Origin of the sequence: Eubacterium sp. MSJ-33 (genome assembly GCF_022174665.1) — a bacterium.
In the GTDB taxonomy this organism is placed as follows: Bacteria; Bacillota; Clostridia; order Lachnospirales; family Lachnospiraceae; genus Coprococcus_C.
Map to the genome: position 1 here is coordinate 693037 of NZ_CP076562.1, position 17061 is coordinate 710097.

Annotated in this window: 18 protein-coding genes; 1 reads left to right on the forward strand and 17 read right to left on the reverse strand. The window is 43.0% G+C overall.

Features of this window, described 5'->3' with window-relative positions; translation table 11 throughout:
* Window positions 1-27: 27 nt before the first annotated feature.
* The gene (locus tag KP625_RS03195) at window positions 28-1188 is read right to left on the reverse strand and encodes a D-alanyl-D-alanine carboxypeptidase family protein (protein ID WP_238299256.1); all 1161 of its coding nucleotides are present in this window, start codon (window positions 1186-1188) and stop codon (window positions 28-30) included.
* A gap of 184 nt (window positions 1189-1372) precedes the next feature.
* Between KP625_RS03195 and KP625_RS03200 the strand changes: the two genes are divergently transcribed.
* Entirely contained in the window at window positions 1373-2458 is a 1086-nt protein-coding gene (locus KP625_RS03200) for an HD-GYP domain-containing protein (protein ID WP_238299258.1), read from the forward strand.
* Window positions 2459-2498: 40 nt separating this feature from the next.
* On the opposite strand, the gene scpB is transcribed toward KP625_RS03200, so the two are convergent.
* The 16 genes from scpB to rplS all read right to left on the reverse strand — a co-directional run bounded on the left by scpB (window position 2499) and on the right by rplS (window position 16973).
* Entirely contained in the window at window positions 2499-3074 is a 576-nt protein-coding gene (gene scpB / locus KP625_RS03205) for an SMC-Scp complex subunit ScpB (RefSeq protein WP_238299266.1), read from the reverse strand.
* Between the two features lie 35 nt (window positions 3075-3109).
* The gene (locus KP625_RS03210; RefSeq protein WP_238299274.1) at window positions 3110-3862 is read right to left on the reverse strand and encodes a segregation and condensation protein A; all 753 of its coding nucleotides are present in this window, start codon (window positions 3860-3862) and stop codon (window positions 3110-3112) included.
* A gap of 21 nt (window positions 3863-3883) precedes the next feature.
* Window positions 3884-5344, reverse strand: coding sequence for a stage IV sporulation protein A (gene spoIVA, locus KP625_RS03215; protein ID WP_238299283.1), 1461 nt, complete (start codon window positions 5342-5344; stop codon window positions 3884-3886).
* Between the two features lie 160 nt (window positions 5345-5504).
* Window positions 5505-6515, reverse strand: coding sequence for an NAD(P)H-dependent glycerol-3-phosphate dehydrogenase (locus KP625_RS03220; RefSeq protein ID WP_238299285.1), 1011 nt, complete (start codon window positions 6513-6515; stop codon window positions 5505-5507).
* A 44-nt stretch (window positions 6516-6559) separates the two neighbouring features.
* A complete protein-coding gene (gene plsY / locus KP625_RS03225; protein ID WP_177970158.1) occupies window positions 6560-7228 on the reverse strand; it encodes a glycerol-3-phosphate 1-O-acyltransferase PlsY in 669 nt (222 codons plus the stop codon).
* A gap of 2 nt (window positions 7229-7230) precedes the next feature.
* Window positions 7231-8553 carry a ribosome biogenesis GTPase Der gene (gene der / locus KP625_RS03230; protein WP_238299291.1) on the reverse strand — a complete coding sequence of 441 codons (1323 nt, stop codon included), beginning with the start codon at window positions 8551-8553 and terminating at the stop codon, window positions 7231-7233.
* Complete coding sequence (locus tag KP625_RS03235; RefSeq protein ID WP_238299292.1) at window positions 8546-9886, reverse strand: DUF512 domain-containing protein; 1341 nt, start codon at window positions 9884-9886, stop codon at window positions 8546-8548. Before KP625_RS03235 ends, der begins: the two co-directional genes overlap by 8 nt.
* 71 nt (window positions 9887-9957) lie before the next feature.
* Window positions 9958-10884 carry a peptidoglycan editing factor PgeF gene (gene pgeF / locus KP625_RS03240; protein ID WP_238299297.1) on the reverse strand — a complete coding sequence of 309 codons (927 nt, stop codon included), beginning with the start codon at window positions 10882-10884 and terminating at the stop codon, window positions 9958-9960.
* Between the two features lie 74 nt (window positions 10885-10958).
* The gene (locus tag KP625_RS03245; protein WP_238299299.1) at window positions 10959-11336 is read right to left on the reverse strand and encodes a YraN family protein; all 378 of its coding nucleotides are present in this window, start codon (window positions 11334-11336) and stop codon (window positions 10959-10961) included.
* 19 nt (window positions 11337-11355) lie between these two features.
* Entirely contained in the window at window positions 11356-11661 is a 306-nt protein-coding gene (locus tag KP625_RS03250) for an EscU/YscU/HrcU family type III secretion system export apparatus switch protein (RefSeq protein WP_238299301.1), read from the reverse strand.
* A gap of 43 nt (window positions 11662-11704) precedes the next feature.
* Entirely contained in the window at window positions 11705-13396 is a 1692-nt protein-coding gene (fliK, locus tag KP625_RS03255; protein WP_238299304.1) for a flagellar hook-length control protein FliK, read from the reverse strand.
* Window positions 13393-14175 (reverse strand): ribonuclease HII, encoded by a 783-nt coding sequence (locus KP625_RS03260; RefSeq protein ID WP_370641406.1) that lies wholly within the window; start codon window positions 14173-14175, stop codon window positions 13393-13395. The genes fliK and KP625_RS03260 overlap by 4 nt, the downstream gene beginning before the upstream one ends.
* A gap of 110 nt (window positions 14176-14285) precedes the next feature.
* Window positions 14286-15047, reverse strand: coding sequence for a signal peptidase I (lepB, locus tag KP625_RS03265; protein WP_370641407.1), 762 nt, complete (start codon window positions 15045-15047; stop codon window positions 14286-14288).
* 11 nt (window positions 15048-15058) lie between these two features.
* Window positions 15059-15913, reverse strand: coding sequence for a ribosome biogenesis GTPase YlqF (gene ylqF / locus KP625_RS03270; RefSeq protein ID WP_238299306.1), 855 nt, complete (start codon window positions 15911-15913; stop codon window positions 15059-15061).
* A 3-nt stretch (window positions 15914-15916) separates the two neighbouring features.
* Entirely contained in the window at window positions 15917-16522 is a 606-nt protein-coding gene (lepB, locus tag KP625_RS03275) for a signal peptidase I (protein ID WP_238299308.1), read from the reverse strand.
* A 91-nt stretch (window positions 16523-16613) separates the two neighbouring features.
* Window positions 16614-16973, reverse strand: coding sequence for a 50S ribosomal protein L19 (gene rplS / locus KP625_RS03280; RefSeq protein ID WP_021985611.1), 360 nt, complete (start codon window positions 16971-16973; stop codon window positions 16614-16616).
* Window positions 16974-17061: the final 88 nt, after the last annotated feature.

Below are 17061 nucleotides of genomic sequence, written 5' to 3' on the forward strand. Positions count from 1 at the left end.
TCCTTACGATACTCTATTATATGCATATCAGTAAAAAAATGTATCAAACACAGTTTCAATATAATAACAAAAATCCTTTTTGTCTACCGTTTCTGCTGTATATACCGGATATCCGGCAAGCAGTTCATCCCCCACATACACCTGTAACACACCAATCCTGTCACCTTTTTCAACCGGAGCTTTTACTTTATGCTCCAATTCAAAACGGGTTTGTACCTGCTCGTCATCGGCAAGCAGGATCGTCAGGCGTTCGAAACAGGTACATGAAACTGTTTGCTGTAATCCATTTTGTACAGAAACTTCATGAAGCGGATAATTCGCAAGCTTAATTTCTCTGAATTGAAACTTTGCATCCCCATAGGCAAGCAATGCTTTCGTATCTGCCCATTTATAATGTTTATTATGCGGCCACCCGCATGCAAGTAACGCTACAATAAAATGCTTTCCATTTACCGTCACTGCACAGACATAACAATATCCTGCATCACCGGTAAATCCTGTTTTCCCGGCTAACACACCATCCATCTTATCTAACAGGGCATTCTTATTGTATACCGTAAACTGCCGGGCGCCCGAGCAATCCGTAAATGTATAATTTCTGGTCTGGCAGATCTCCTGAAATTTTTCTTTTTGATTAGAAACAAACACGCAATACCGCATCAGTTTTGCCAGATCCCACGCAGTCGTACTGTGAATCCCCTGCGCATCTTCTGCATCCAGCCCATTCGGCGTAATAAAATATGTCGATGTAAGACCGATTTCTGCCGCCTTTGTATTCATCATATCTGCAAATTCTGAAACGCTCCCTCCCACCTGCTCTGCAACGGCACAGGCACTGTCATTGTGGCTTTCCAGCATCATCGAATACATAAGATCAGAAAGCCGGTATTGGTCTCCCGCACGTAATCCAAGTTTAACATCCGGCATTTTAGATGCATAACTGCTCACTGTCACAATATCGTCCGGATTTCCATATTCCAATGCCAGAATAAGTGTCATAATCTTCGTTGTGCTTGCCATCGGCAGAACTTCTGTCTGCGCCTTTCCATACAGCACACGCCCGGTATCCCCATCCATCAGCACCGCAGCTTTCGCATATAACTGTGGCTCATCCGCTGCATGCACCACGTCAGGGCACCCAATGATTACAATAATCGCAACAAGCACATACACAATATATTTTTTCACGCTTTTGTCTCCCAACAATAAAGTAGCTGCAACACATCCATACGCTGTTTCACTGTACAAGCGATGTAATATGCAGACATCTAATCCATTATATGGATATTTGTTTCCAGTTAGACTTTCTAATTGAAATCAGATACAAAATCCTGTAAAATATAATAAGACTTTACGACAAAGGATGACGGATATGGCAACATTATTTACATCAGAATTAGAGGAAGGCATGGTCACTCTGACTGACACCTATTCCAATAACGGGAAACTGATCGTTCCAAAAGATACAGTTCTCACCAGAAACATCATTCAGATGCTCGCTGGCAATGATGTTGTATTTGTCGACATCTCTGACATGATTGATCCCGCCATAAAAGAACCGGAAAATGATCTGTCTTTTGCCTTAAATGAAGAAAAAATCAAAGAAAAACCACAATACAAAAAATTTGTTCACCGTTACGAAAAAAGCATTACGGAAATGGGCGACCATTTAAATGATATTGTATACAAAAATGCACCGATTGACGTTGACATGATGATCCAGAATACCATGACAACGATGAAAGCTTTAAATGATTCTCCATTAAGTATCTTCACCATGCTGTCCACGATGAAAAATTATGATGATTCCACCTTTAACCACTCTTTAAACGTGGCTCTTATCTGCAATATTTTTTCGGACTGGCTTGGTCTGTCCGAAGAAGATAAAAAACTACTCACTGCCTGTGGTCTTTTTCACGATATTGGGAAATTGCTGATTCCGGATGCCATATTAAAAAAGCCGGGAAAATTAACCAAAGATGAGTTTGATATTATAAAAACACATCCGATAAAGGGATATCAGTTGTTAAAGAAAAATAACACGGAGCCACATATTCAATATGCAGCCTTGATGCACCATGAAAAATGTGATGGTTCCGGTTATCCGATTGGCTTAAGAGCAGAACAGATCGACTGGTGTGCACAGATTGTCACGATTGCGGATATTTATGAAGCCATGACCGCCAAACGTGTCTATCGCGGCCCGATCAGTCCTTTTAAAGTAATCAATATGTTTGAAGATGATGGTTTAAAAAAATACAACCCCAAATACCTGCTTACATTTCTTGAACACGTGGTAAACAGCTACATGAATTGTAAAGTACGTCTAAGCAACGGAGAAGAAGGTGACATTGTCTTTATCAACAAAGTACGCCTCTCCAAGCCAATGGTTAAAACAAAAAATAATTTTATTGATCTGTCCAAGCAGACAGATATCAATATTGACAGTATATTATAAAAGGGTATCTGTTTACAGATACCCTTTTTTCTAACTTTCTTTACACTTCTACTTTGATATTCACTTCGTCCATTGCTTCCTGCCGGAACTTCTCGATCTTGTCAGGAGTAATCGACGGAAGCTCGTCCATAGATGAAACGCCGAAGCATCTTAAGAAATCTTCCGTTGTACCAAATAAGATGGGACGTCCAACGGCATCTAACCTTCCAACCTCGGTAATCAGATTGTACTCAACCAGACGATTGATTGCATGTACACACGACACGCCACGGATTGCCTCGATCTCCTGCCTTGTCACCGGCTGCTTATATGCCACAATAGAAAGCGTCTCCATCAAGGAATCCGTCAGACTGTGTTTCTTCGGAATATTCACCAGAGTGGATAAAATATCATAATATTCATTTTTGGTACAAAGCTGATAAGCATTTTCCAGTTTCACAATCTTGATACCACGATCTTCCTCTTCATACCTTACCATCATATCATCCAAGATCTTCTGCAAGGCCTTTCCATCCATCTGCAGCACATCCGCAAGATCTTTGAGTTCCACTGCAGCTCCCATGGAAAAAAGAATCGCCTCTATCGCTGCTTCTGTCTTTTTTACGCTTTCTTCCATCTGTGTATCTTCCTCTCACTTTCCATCACTCTATTCTACGCTTCCAGAGAATCAATAATGATATCACCAAACAGCTCATCCTGCCGGATTGTTATATCTCCCACCTTCATCAACTCTAAAATTGCCATAAATGTCACAATAATATTGATTTTCGTTGCCTGTATTTCTAACAAAGTCTTAAAATTAATTCCCTTCAACCCACGAATACTTGCCCGGATATCTTCCATCTTATCTTCAATCCGGACTTCATCCTTCTCGATTGTTCCAAATTTACTTCTCACAGGATCTACACGATCAACCGTACGCTTCATCACCTGCGAGAAAATCTCATTGAGTTTCGCCAGTGTAACATCACCAATTACATCTGCAGGATCAATTTCCTCTTTGTACTCTAACACCTCTTTCGGAATAGTTGCCGGTTTGTAGTAATTTTTTCCAGCATCCAGATTCATATCCTTTAACTCCAGCGAAGCATATTTGTACATCTTATATTCCAACAGACGGCGCACAAGCTCAGCACGCGGATCCTCCTCTTCTTCCTCTTCCTTTTCCTCGCGTGGCAGCAGCATCTTCGCCTTAATCGAAATCAATGTCGCTGCCATCACGAGAAACTCACTCATCACGTCCAGATTTTCCTCCTGCATCCGATTCACATAGTCCAGATACTGCTCGGTAATCTCAACGATTGGAATATCAAATATATTAAATTTATTCTTATCAATCAAATGCAGAAGAAGGTCTAACGGCCCCTCGAACTGATTGATTTTAAATTCTAATTTTTCGTCCATACCACGCTATTTTATCATCTTTTAGATAATAATGCAAACCATTCCACCATTGGAATCATTGACGATTTTCTCCATTGTATCCTGTAATTTCTGCTGACTTTCCTGTGTAATCTTATTCACCTTTGCAGACAATCCATCTTCCACAAGCTGCCGTACAGTCTTCCCAAATATGTTGACATCCCAGATACCATCCCGTTTGTCTCCATCCTGATGAATGTAAGCAATCAGATCCTTTGCCTGTTCTTCCGAACCAACAATCGGTGCAATCTCTGTCGTGATATTTGCCTTGATTAGATGAATAGATGGTGCCTGTGCCGTAAGCTTCACACCAAACTTATTTCCAGACTTAATAATCTCCGGTTCGCCCAAACGAATATCTGCCGCATCCGGTGTTACGGAACCATATCCGGTTTTAAATGACTGCATCAGGGCGGTACTCACCTTTGCACATTGGGATTTTGTCGCTGACAACGTCTTAATCGCTTTCATGAAATCATATTCATTCCGTATCGGTTCTCCCATGATTTCTGAAAGCATCGCATAATAATATTCCGGCTTTAAGACAAGGCGGATCTCGACAGAGCCATCTGCCAGATTAAGTGCCTGCATCTCAATAGATTGCAGATACTCATCATTATCAAACACATAATTTGTCGCATCCTTCATCAGATACATCTGACTGAATATCTGATTTGTCTTTTCAACTACCTTCTGTTTGATCTCATCCTTCATATCAAGTGCTTCCACCCATTTTGGAATGTCAAATTTCACACATGTAACAGGAAAATCCAACAAAAGTGCTTCAAAAATATGTACCACATCTGTCTTCCTGAGCTGGTCACAATTGATTGGAAGCACAGAAACACCATATTCCTCTTCCATCTGTCTGGCAAGCTCCACCGTCTCCATACTTGCCGGTTTTCGACTGTTTAAAACAACGATAAATGGTTTTCCCAGCGACTTGAGTTCATTCATGGTCTGTGTTTCCGGTTGTATGTACGCACTTCGATTCAGTTCTGAAATCGTATCATCACAGGTAACCACGATTCCAACTGTTGAATGATCGTAAATAACCTTCTTTGTACCGATTTCCGCCGCCTTTGTAAATGGAATATCATAGTCAAACCATGGTGTTTTCACCAGACGTTCCTTTCCATCCTCCTCATGACCTTCCGCCCCCTGTACCATATATCCGACACAATCAATCATGCGGCATTTAAAGTGAACACCATCCTCAAAAAACACCTCTACCGCTTCTTTGGGGATAAATTTGGGTTCTGTCGTCATAACAGTTTTTCCGGCTGCCGACTGAGGCAGCTCATCCATAGCACGCTTCCGGTTGTTCTCATCCGTAATCGCCGGAAGTACCATCAATTCCATAAACCGCTTAATAAAGGTTGATTTTCCTGTCCGCACCGGTCCAACCACCCCGATATAGATCTCGCCATTGGTTCGTGTTTCTATATCCTTATAAATGTTCATCTAAGCACTGGCCTCCTATATTTTCCTGCCTATGTTCAATAACTCAATATAATATATGTATAGAAATATTTTTTATGACAACCAATACTTTTAATGATGCCGAACGATCTAATTATGTAAAATAAAAACTGCCGGGATTTCCCGACAGTTTGTTTTTTCATTATTTATTCCACGCAAGCCGTGTGGATTCAGATGTACGATTTCTCGTAAGCAGCATCTTCATTCCCTCCGCCGCGCTCAGATCCTCAAACAACACCCGATTCACAACAGACACAATTGGCATTTCCACGCCGTATTTCTGACTGAGCTTATAAGCAGCTTTCGCAGAATATACACCTTCCACAACCATCTGCACTTCGTCCATTGCTTCCTTATAGGTCTTTCCCTGTCCCATCAGATATCCTGCCTTCCGGTTCCGGCTATGTTTGGACTCGCAGGTTACGATTAGATCTCCGATTCCGGAAAGTCCCGCAAATGTCTCAAGTTGTCCTCCCATCGCTGTTCCAAGACGGATAATCTCCGCAATACCACGTGTGATGATCGCCGCCTTTGCGTTATCACCACAACCAAGTCCATCACCAACACCTGCCGCGAGTGCAATGACATTTTTCAGAGAACCACCAAGCTCGATTCCAATCACATCCGGGCTTGCATACACACGGAAATAATCGTTCATGAATGCATCCTGAATCATCAGTGCTGTTTCTTCCTTCTCTGCACCAGCAACCACAGTCGTCGGCATACGTTTTCCGACCTCCTCTGCGTGGCTTGGTCCGGATAAAACACCAACCTTGCAGTTTGGAATCTCATCATGGATTACTTCCGTCAATGTCATAAGTGTCTCTTCCTCAATACCCTTTGACACATTGACAATCGTCTGTGCACCTGTTATGTATGGTGCAATCCGCTTCGCCGTGCTTCTGACAAACGGCGATGGAACTACCATAACAAGAAGTTCTGCATCCTTACATACCTCTTTTTCATCTGTTGTAAAATGAACGGAATCCGGAAGTTTGACGCCCGGAAGTTTTGTCAGATGCTCCCGCTTCGAATCTAACATCTCAATTTCCTTTGCATCCACAGACCAGACCGTAACATCATGTCCATTGTCTGATAATAATACCGTCAACGCTGTCCCCCAGCTTCCGGCACCTAATATACCAATCTTCATTTTGTTTACCCCCTGCCTGATAGGCATTCATGTCTATCTCTTATCTACGCTGTTTTCTTTGCGCCTAATTTATTTTCCTCATGATGCAGTAACCGTACAATATTTGCATGATGCCGCACGATTGCCATTCCGCATATCACGGCTACCACAATCACACTCTCCACCATCGCATGATACGATGCTGCATTTGCCAGATCAAAGCTGTATTTTCCATGGAATGCGAAAATCGCATACTCGATACAGAACATCGTCACAATCGTAATTGAACCAAGGGAAACATATCTGGTGATTGCCACAATCACAATAAACGCAATCAGACAACTGATAATGATTACAGGATCTAAAAAACCAACGATAATACCCGCTGTCGTTGCGATACCCTTTCCTCCCTTGAAATGCAGATAACAAGGAAAATTATGTCCAAGCACGGTACCAAGTCCGGCATATGCAAGATACAAATACACCTCGTTTGGATACAGATGTCCAATCACAATATGGACAATCGCACTGATAATGATTGCCTTGAACAGATCACCGATAAATACAATCAGTCCGGCTTTCTTTCCGAGTACCCGGAGGGCATTTGTTGTTCCGGCGTTACCACTTCCATGCTCTCTGATATCAATGCCTTTCATTCTTCCATAGATATAGGATGTCTGAAGCAGTCCAAATGCATAGCCTGCCGCCAGACAGATCACTCTCGCTAATATCATGATTATTTTTCTTTCCTCTCCCGTATAATAAACTTTAACGGCGTTCCCTTAAAGCCAAATGCGTCACGTATTTTATTCTCAATGTATCTCGTATAAGAAAAATGCATCAATTCTTTATCGTTCACAAAGATAACAAACGTCGGCGGCTTCACAGAAACCTGTGTAATATAGTAAAGCCTCAACCGTTTTCCCTTATCGGAAGGTGGCTGATTCAAAGCAACTGCCTCTGCCATGATTTCATTTAATACACCCGTTGCCACACGAAGTGAATGATTCTCAATAACCATATCGATCGTCTCAAAAAGCTTCGGCAGACGCTGTCCGGTCTCTGCAGAAATAAACAGTAACTCTGCATACGGCATATAGGAAAGTTTCTCACGAACATCCTCCGTGAACTTCTTCATCGTCTTGTCGTTCTTCTCGATTGCATCCCATTTATTCACGGCAATAATCATACCCTTACCGCGCTCATGAGCAATACCTGCAATTTTTGTATCCTGATCCGTAATTCCCTCTGTCGCATCAATGACGAGCACCGCTACATTGCATCGCTCCACCGCTGACACCGTACGGATGATGCTGTACCGTTCAATTTCTTCCTTAATCTTATTCTTTCTGCGAAGTCCTGCCGTATCAATAAAGACATACTCTGTGCCGTTTCGCTTGATTGTTGTGTCGATTGCATCACGCGTTGTACCTGCAATATTTGATACAATTACACGATCCTCGCCAAGCAGCTTGTTGATAATGGATGATTTACCAACATTCGGTTTTCCGATAATCGCGATACGTGGGCGCTCATCCTCTTCTTCGTTTAATGCATTCTCACCGAAATGCTTGACTACTTCATCCAGCATATCACCAAGTCCAAGCTGGGATGCCGCAGAGATTGGCTGTGGATCACCCAGTCCCAGGTTGTAAAACTCGTATACATCCGGCATAAACTTCTCGAAGCTGTCCACCTTATTGACAACCAGCACGATCGGCTTCTTCGAACGTCGCAGCATGTCCGCAACCTTTCCGTCCGCATCGACAAGCCCCTGACGGACATCTGTGACAAACATGATCACATCTGCGGTCTCAATCGCGATCTCCGCCTGTTCGCGCATACTCTTCAATATAATATCGTTGGATTCCGGCTCGATACCGCCTGTATCCACGATCGTAAAATTATAATTTAACCATGTCACATCGGCATAGATCCGATCCCGCGTAACACCCGGCGTATCCTGTACGATTGAAATACGATCGCCCGCCAGCGTGTTAAACAATGTAGATTTACCGACATTAGGTCTGCCGACAATGGCAACAACCGGTCTACTCATGTTCGTTCTCCATTTCTATCATTCTGTTAAATAATCCCACACCGCTTGATTGTACAATAATCACCGGTACTTGTAAAGCACTTTGCAATTCCTCGACTGTCATATCATCGAGAAAGATTGGCTCATCCGCCTTTACGACCTGACTTGGAAGAAATAATGCCTCTCCAAGTTCTCTGCCCTGTAACTGTTTCACGATATCCTGTCCGGTCAAAAGTCCGGTTACAGTAATCTTCTCGCCAAAAAATTCATTCCGGATTGGAAATACCTGCAGATCAAGCCCCGGTGCTGCCTGCTTGTATATCTGTGCCGCCTGACAGACATAATCATAGGCGATCAATCCGGTTACCGTTGAAACTTTCCGCTTACCATCCCACGTCTTTCCGCCATGGTCTTCAAGATAGATGTCAACCGCATCCTGCGCCTCTGTCAGGAAAAGCCGTGTCATGCCAACGCCATTTTCCAACTGAATATAGCCATCGTAGCGGTCTTCTCCCGGCATATCATAACCTGCAGTAATATACCATTCATCACTCGCATGCACGAAATGTTGTCCGAACTTTTCCATTGCCTGCTGCTGGAAACCCTCAATAATGGAGATTACCTCTCTGGCGTCCTCTTTCGTGAAACTCTCCAGCTTACAGAGTCCATCCCGGTACTTAGACAGTCCAACCGGAACAACCGACAGACTCTCGATTGTCGGCGCATAGGCAAGCAAATCCTCGATTGTCCGGCGCAGTTCATCACCATCATTTAAGCCCTTACAGAGCACAACCTGCGCATTCATCGGAATATCTGCATCATAGAGCATCTGAATATAGTCCATGACCTTTCCGGCAAACCGATTATGCAGCATCTGACACCGGAGTTCCGGATTCGTTGTATGCACAGAAATGTTGATAGGTGCCAGTTTATAGTCAATAATCCGTTGTATATCCTTCTCCTTCATGTTCGTGAGTGTCACGTAATTACCCTGCAGGAAGGACAGTCTCGTATCGTCATCCTTGAAATAAATTGTCTCCCGCATACCCGGCGGATTCTGGTCGATAAAACAGAATACACACTTATTAAAGCAGCTTCTATATTCGTCCATCAGTGACTCGCCGAACTCCATGCCAAGATCCTCATCGTAGTCCTTCTCAACCTCTAACAGCCATTCCTCGCCGTCTGCCTTCTCAATCAGCACTTCAAGGTATTCATCATTCACGATAAAGTCGTAGTCAAATATATCTTCAATTTCTTTGTCATTGATAGCAAGCAGAAAATCGCCTTCCTCGATTCCGAGTTCCTCTGCAATTCCTCCCTCATCAATCTTCGTTATTTTATGTCGTTTCATGTCTATATCCTAAATTTATGAATTGTTTTCTTTCTATTATATTACCTGTCACCACGCATCAGCGTGCTACATTATCTTCTATCACACAGCATAATCACGCCTCCCAGATTACCGCGCTTACCACCGGATGCCCGATGGGAGAATAACAATTCCGGATTGCAGCAGGTACAGATATCCGGCATCGCTATATGCTCCGGCAGTACACCCGCATCCGTAAAATTATAATAGCACGCCTGATGTAAATCAAGCTGGTATTTGCCATTTCCTTTGTCTTCTAACAGTATCTTCCGTTGTTCCTCTGTATATACCCCGCATGCATCTGCCACATCTTTGCTTACCTCGTAGCATGCTTTGCAGATCGATGGACCGATCGCACAGATGATATCCTCCGGCTTAGAACCATAGAGTTCCTGCATCTTACGGACAACAACCATACCGATACGTCCAACCGTACCGCGCCAGCCGGAATGCGCTGACGCAATCACACGCTGCACCGGATCGTATAAGAATAACGGAACACAGTCCGCATAGAACGTCATAAGCGGAATTCCTGCCTCCTGCGTGATAAGACCATCGATTTTAGCAAAATCACGTTCCCGCATGATACCCTTTCCACAGTCTTCTTTCGTCACGATCCGCAGATTTGTTTTATGCACCTGATCTGAAAACACGAGCTTCGTATAATCATAACCACATGCCTGTGCAAACCGTCTGTGATTCTCCATCACTGATGATTCTTCATCGCCTCGGGTGAAGCTTAGGTTCATGCTTCCGAGATACCCCTTACTCACACCTCCAAGCCGTGTAGAAAACCCGACAACAATCTCCGGATATGCATCAAATATTTTATACCGAAGTACCGGAACCGGCACCGGCACTCCTTCTATCTCCGCATTCTCAAAGTACGTTGTGCGTTTCCGTAAGAATTTCAGATTCTCTTCTGCCCGCTCCACAAGTGCTTCCGGATTTAATTTCAGATTAAACTGTACTGGTTTCATTTCCCTGTTCCTGTCTCTTCCTGATTATTCTTATTGATTCCTGTTTCACTCTGTCTTTTTTATCTTTCCTACGCTTACCTTGTCATCACAAAGTCAAACGCATTCTCAATATGTGTGATCGTATCCCCGTTGATTCCGATTACATCAAAACGGATTGGTGTGTTGTCGATACTGATTTTTTTCTGGCTCAGATAATAAAGTGCTGTCCTTGATATCTGCCGTATCTTCGTTCCTGTGACTGCCTCTAATGCATCACCGCTTCTGCCATCTACCCGGTATTTTACCTCAACGAACACGATACACACGCCATCCCGCGCAACCAGATCAATTTCTCCCTGCCGTACCCGATAGTTTTTCTCAATGATAAAATACCCTTTCTTTTTCAGATATTCCGCAGCAAGTGTCTCCTTTTCCGTGCCAACCTGCCTTTTATTATACGATTGTTTCTCCATAGTTATCCCCCTGCTTGATCTATTTTCCAAGCTTTGCGCGCAGTTTATCCATCCGGTCAACATACACTAAGATCTCCGCAACAACACCGTAAAGTTCCGGCGGGATACATTCCCCGATGTCAAGATTCAACAGTGTATTCGTAAGATCCGTATCCTTATAAAGCGGCACGTCACTCTTCTTCGCCGTATCTATGATACGCTCCGCAATCACGCCTTTTCCGGATGCAACAACCTGCGGCGCCTCGTTCCCCGGCTCATAGACTAAGGCAACTGCCTTTTTCTTCTCTTCTTTTTTCTTTGTATCCACATTGAAATTCTGTGCCATCCGTCTATCCCTCTGCTATATCCAAACTACTTATACCCGACCATTACGTCCGCACATCGAATGAGTACCGCTTCACACGCTTCTCTATATCGTCGCCAAACATTTCTTTTACCACGGCATTTTTCTCTGTCTCCGGATGCAACGTTGGCTCCCGCATGATTACTTCATTCGTAAGAGAATATCCATTCTCCGCGATTGCCTGTTCAAGCTGTGTCATATGTGCATCGATAATCTTCGCACTTTCTTCGTCTTCCACATAAAACTTCGTGTGCACCATCGTCCCGCGCAGAGACACATGTACATCTGTCGGTCCCAAATATTCCATATCCAGATGCAGCAGGGCACTAACATCTTCCTTTTTCTCCTGCATCCTTTTTTTGTTCATATAGACGAACAGATCTGCATTTCCATCTCTGCCCTCCATCCGCACCGGAATCTGCGCATACGGGAACAGATTACTTAAGTTCTGCAGGAAATCAATCCGCTCCTGCATGCCCTTCGCAGATTCGGACAAGTGTTCTCCGGATGAGCCTGTATGCCCACTCATCTGCTGCATCAGACGGTCCATCTTCTCATAGATTCCCTTATACAGATCAGAAACCTCCTGTGGATTCTGCATCTTCTCCGGGTTCAGCGTGAACTTTTCCTTCACGGCTGTTTCTAACAGATCCTTCATACCATCCGACATGAAAAAATCTTTCATTGTCTCAGCATCAATCATTGATTTATCGGAGGCACCTGCGACAAGCGCCTGCAGATGGTTTACAAGCTGCATCGTTGTATCTGACTGCGTATACAGTGTCCGTATCGTCTGTGCATCGAAATGCATATCCTGTAACTGCTTCGTAAAATCCGTAAGCTGTTCCTCTGTCATCCCGAACTTCTCCGCAAATGCAGAAAGCTGCTCCGCAGACAACACCTGCGAATTATCTGTCATATCCGTAGCTTGCAGTTCCATACCCGCATTTATCCGTCCCTGCACAAACAGGAAATCACCTGTCGTCTGCTCTAATTCCTGTAACATCGCATCTGCATTTAACACCGGAAGATCCTGTGCATCTGATAACACCTGCAGCATCTCCCGCATACCGTCCGGCTCGGACATATACGCGGTGATTTCTTCTGTCATCCCGGACAACGCCTGCATCATCGCATGCTGGTTTGTCTGATACTGTTCAAATCCTGCTATTGTCTGCTCTGTCACAGGAAGCTGCATCTTGTTCATAGATACCAACGTCTGTATCGATGCATCCGGATATTTATACGCCTGTTGTAATACCTTCTGCATACTGGCACGATCAACCGGCATATTTTCATTTAATAGTGTCTCAGCAATCTGATAATTCTTATCGGATGGAGATAGCTGGTTTTTTTCTAATAAATCAAAGATTGTCTGATTCTTCATTGCCTGCAGATCCGATGCGAGAGGTTGTATCATAACGGTGTTCCCTGAATTTTCCTTCACAAGGAAAGCAATCGTATCACCCATGTTCAGATTTACCGTCTCCGACATCCGAGCCTGCAGCATCAGATTTCCTTCCATCTGGATCGTCACCTGCGAGCCATTCACATCAACGATCTGCCCGGTAAAGGTCTGTCCCTGTTCTGCCTGGGCCAATGCCACGTTACCGGATGCCACCTGCGTGTCATTATTCACCACAGTTTCCGGTCTGGTACCTGTTACATTTCCGGTCTGGTAACGATTAAATTGAAGATTTCCACTATCTATATTCATACATAACCCTTAATATACGTCCTTCGGTGAATCTCACATGGACCAAGCTTGTCAAGTCCTGCATAATGCTTCGCACTTCCATAGCCCACATTACTTGCAAAATCATAACCCGGATAGACCTTATCATATTCAACCATCATACGGTCTCTTGTTACCTTTGCTACAATACTTGCCGCTGCAATACTTGCAGATAACGTGTCCCCCTTAATGATTGGCACCTGTTTTATATCAACCATCGGAATCTTAACGGCATCATTTAACAACAAATCCGGTTTTACCTGCAGATTTGCAATTGCCATGCGCATCGCTTCATAGGTTGCCTGTAGGATATTAATCTCATCAATTCGTTTCTCAGAGACAACTCCAATTCCATAAGCAACTGCTTTTTCCCGGATAATATCGTACAGAATTTCCCGTTTTTTTCTTGGCACCTGTTTGGAATCATTCAGATGCAATATCATTTCATCCTCCGGCAGAATCACAGCACATGCCACAACCGGACCTGCGAGCGGTCCTCTGCCGACTTCGTCTATCCCACATATATATCGGCTTCCCATAGCATGATACTTATGCTCAAACGCAAGCATTTTCTCAGAACGTTCATATTCTGCCTCAAGCTGAGACAACTTCTTTCTTGTCTGCTCCACAAGTGCCTGCACACCACTTCTCTCATCGACAGCATAAGTATGTATAAACTGTTGTAACATCGGCTCATCATCCGGATTTAATGCCTGATATACTGCTTTTATCTCCTGTATCTTCACTTTTTCTCCCATCATTTTTTCTCTTTCCTTTTCGTTCTGTGTTTTTGTTTTCTCAGCCATCTGATTCTGTTATGATTACACAAAATGCAAAATAAGGACTGTGTAGAAAACACAGTCCTATATTGTTATTTTATGAATCCAAAGCTCTTGAACGGATAAATCCTCAATACAGCCTTTCCGATAATATCGTCCCTCTTGACATTACCCACATCTGCCCATCGGCTGTCCCGACTATTATTCCGGTTATCTCCCAGCACAAAATATTCATCAGAGCCAAGATACACCTCAGATCCGGCACGTCCATTATTCAGCATTGCTTCTTTACCATAATTTTCATTGAGTAACTTTTCATTCACGTAAATATTTCCATTCTCATCAATCCGAACAGTCTCTCCCGGAAGACCAATCACACGTTTTACATAAGTAGTATTCTCATCATATTTGAAGATAACAATATCAAAACGCTTTGGATCTCCAAATGTATAGGATAATTTATCCACCCACAAATTATCGCCATCCTCTAACGTCGGATTCATAGATGAACCATCTACCTTGGAACGGCAGCCTACAAAATTCAGGATAAAATAACAAATCAAAACTACAATTCCAATATAAATAATCAGACTCAGCAGTTCTTTGACTATGTTAACCTCTTCCGGTTTCTGTGACTTTTTCTTCTTGCTTTTTCTCTTCTTTTTCTTTTTCAGGATTGGATTTCCCTCTGCATCGTATGCTTCAATCTCCGTAGCTTCCTCTTCTGCCTTTTTCTCGATATCCTCCGGTGTCTCTGCCACCGCCTTTTCATTCTCAGACGTTTTCGTCTCCTCCATGACAGAATCCGTAAGCTCCGTCTCTACAGCATCCGCATTCTTTTTCTTCTTCATCATCTATAAACTCCCTATTCCGGTATCTCCTCCAGCGTCATACGCCCCAGTCTGCCGCTTCGAAAATCATCAAATAGAATTGCTGCAGCCTTATCAAGATCCGGTTCATTTCCTTTTAATAAGCACAATCTCGCAATTGCAATCTGCTTTAGTATCTCAAAATTCTCAGAATTTGGTACATCAATATCTATATTATACCTGTCTGTGAGTGCATTACAATAATTTATTTTTAAAAATTCTATGAATTTTAAAGCAAGTTCACTTTTTGTCAGGATCTCGTCATTGATTGACCCAATGTATGCAAGGCGGAGACCAACCTCCTGATCATCAAATTTGGGCCATAAAATTCCCGGTGTATCAAGAAGTTCCACATCTCTTCCGATTCGAATCCACTGTTTTCCCTTCGTGACACCCGGCTTATTTCCAACCTTAGTACAAGATTTCTTCGCATAAGAATTGATAAATGTAGATTTGCCGACATTTGGGATACCAACGATCATCGCCCGAATCGGACGGTTAATAATGCCACGTTTTCGATCACGTGCAATTTTCTCCTTACACGCTTCCCGAATCGTATCCGATACCGGTTTCATGCCGGAATTTTTTCTGGAGTCCATACTCAGCACGAAAAATCCTTTTGATTTAAAATACGCTTCCCATTTTGCCGTTTTTCGTGCATCCGCCATATCCGCCTTATTCAGGATAACCATACGTGACTTGTTCGCAGCCAGATTATCAATATCCGGATTTTTGCTGGATAACGGTGTCCTTGCATCCAGTAATTCTATCACGATATCTATCAACTTTATATCTTCCTGCATCATCCGCTTTGCTTTCGTCATATGTCCCGGATACCATTGAATATTCATCGCTTATTTTACCTTTCCTTTATCGCTGTTCGGAAGAAGGATCCGTACAACCTTCCCCGTTATCTCTGTCTTTGCTATATTTCCAACATTCGTATATCGACTGTCCTCGCTGTTATTTACATTGTCTCCCATTACGAAATACTCATTGTCTCCTAATGTAACCGGCTCTTCAGCCACACCACTGATCTGAATTGTCATTCCAAAAGGAGCATCACTCTGACGCTCACCATTAATGTAGATTTCTCCATTCAAAATCTGAACCGTCTCTCCCGGTAGGCCAATCACCCGTTTGATATCAAAATACCCATCCTCATTTACGCGAGAATATGCGATTACATCATATCGTTTCACATCCGAGAAATTGTATATCATCTTATTTATAAGAACGACCTGCGAATCCGAAAAAGTTGGATTCATAGACGGTCCAACAACGGTTACTGTCTGAAAGCAAAATGTAACAAAAGCATATCCGAATATGATGGCAACAAAAATCAACAAAATCCAACGGCTAAAGCCCCGAAAAAAACGCTTTACCTTAGAATTTCTCTTTGATGCATGTCTGGATAAATTATGTTTATCATAATAACTTTTTTGTCCTCTATGTTTCAATACAATCCTCCATAATGATGCTTTTTCTTATAATAGGAAACCCCCAGATTAAAATGAATCTGGGGGCAAGTTTCCATTGTCTCTGCAAGTATTACTTTACAAGTTCCTTAACCTTAGCCTTCTTACCAACACGATCACGTAAGTAGTTAAGTTTTGCACGTCTTACTTTACCTCTACGAATAACCTCGATCTTCTCGATCGTTGGGCTATGCAGCGGCCATGTCTTCTCAACGCCAACGCCATTTGAATTCTTACGAACTGTGAATGTCTCACGGTTGCTTCCACCCTGTCTCTTCAGTACAGTACCTTCAAATGCCTGAACTCTTTCTCTGTTACCCTCTTTAATCTTAGCGTATACCTTAATAGTATCTCCAACGTTAAAGTCTGTAACATCCTGCTTCAACTGTGCTGTCTCAATGTTCTTAATGATTTCGTTTGCACTTAATGCCATTTGTGTGACCTCCTAAATAATTTAGACGTTCTTAATGCTCATTGCACCAGAGGACCATCCCTTTTTTCACAACCACATAACTATATCA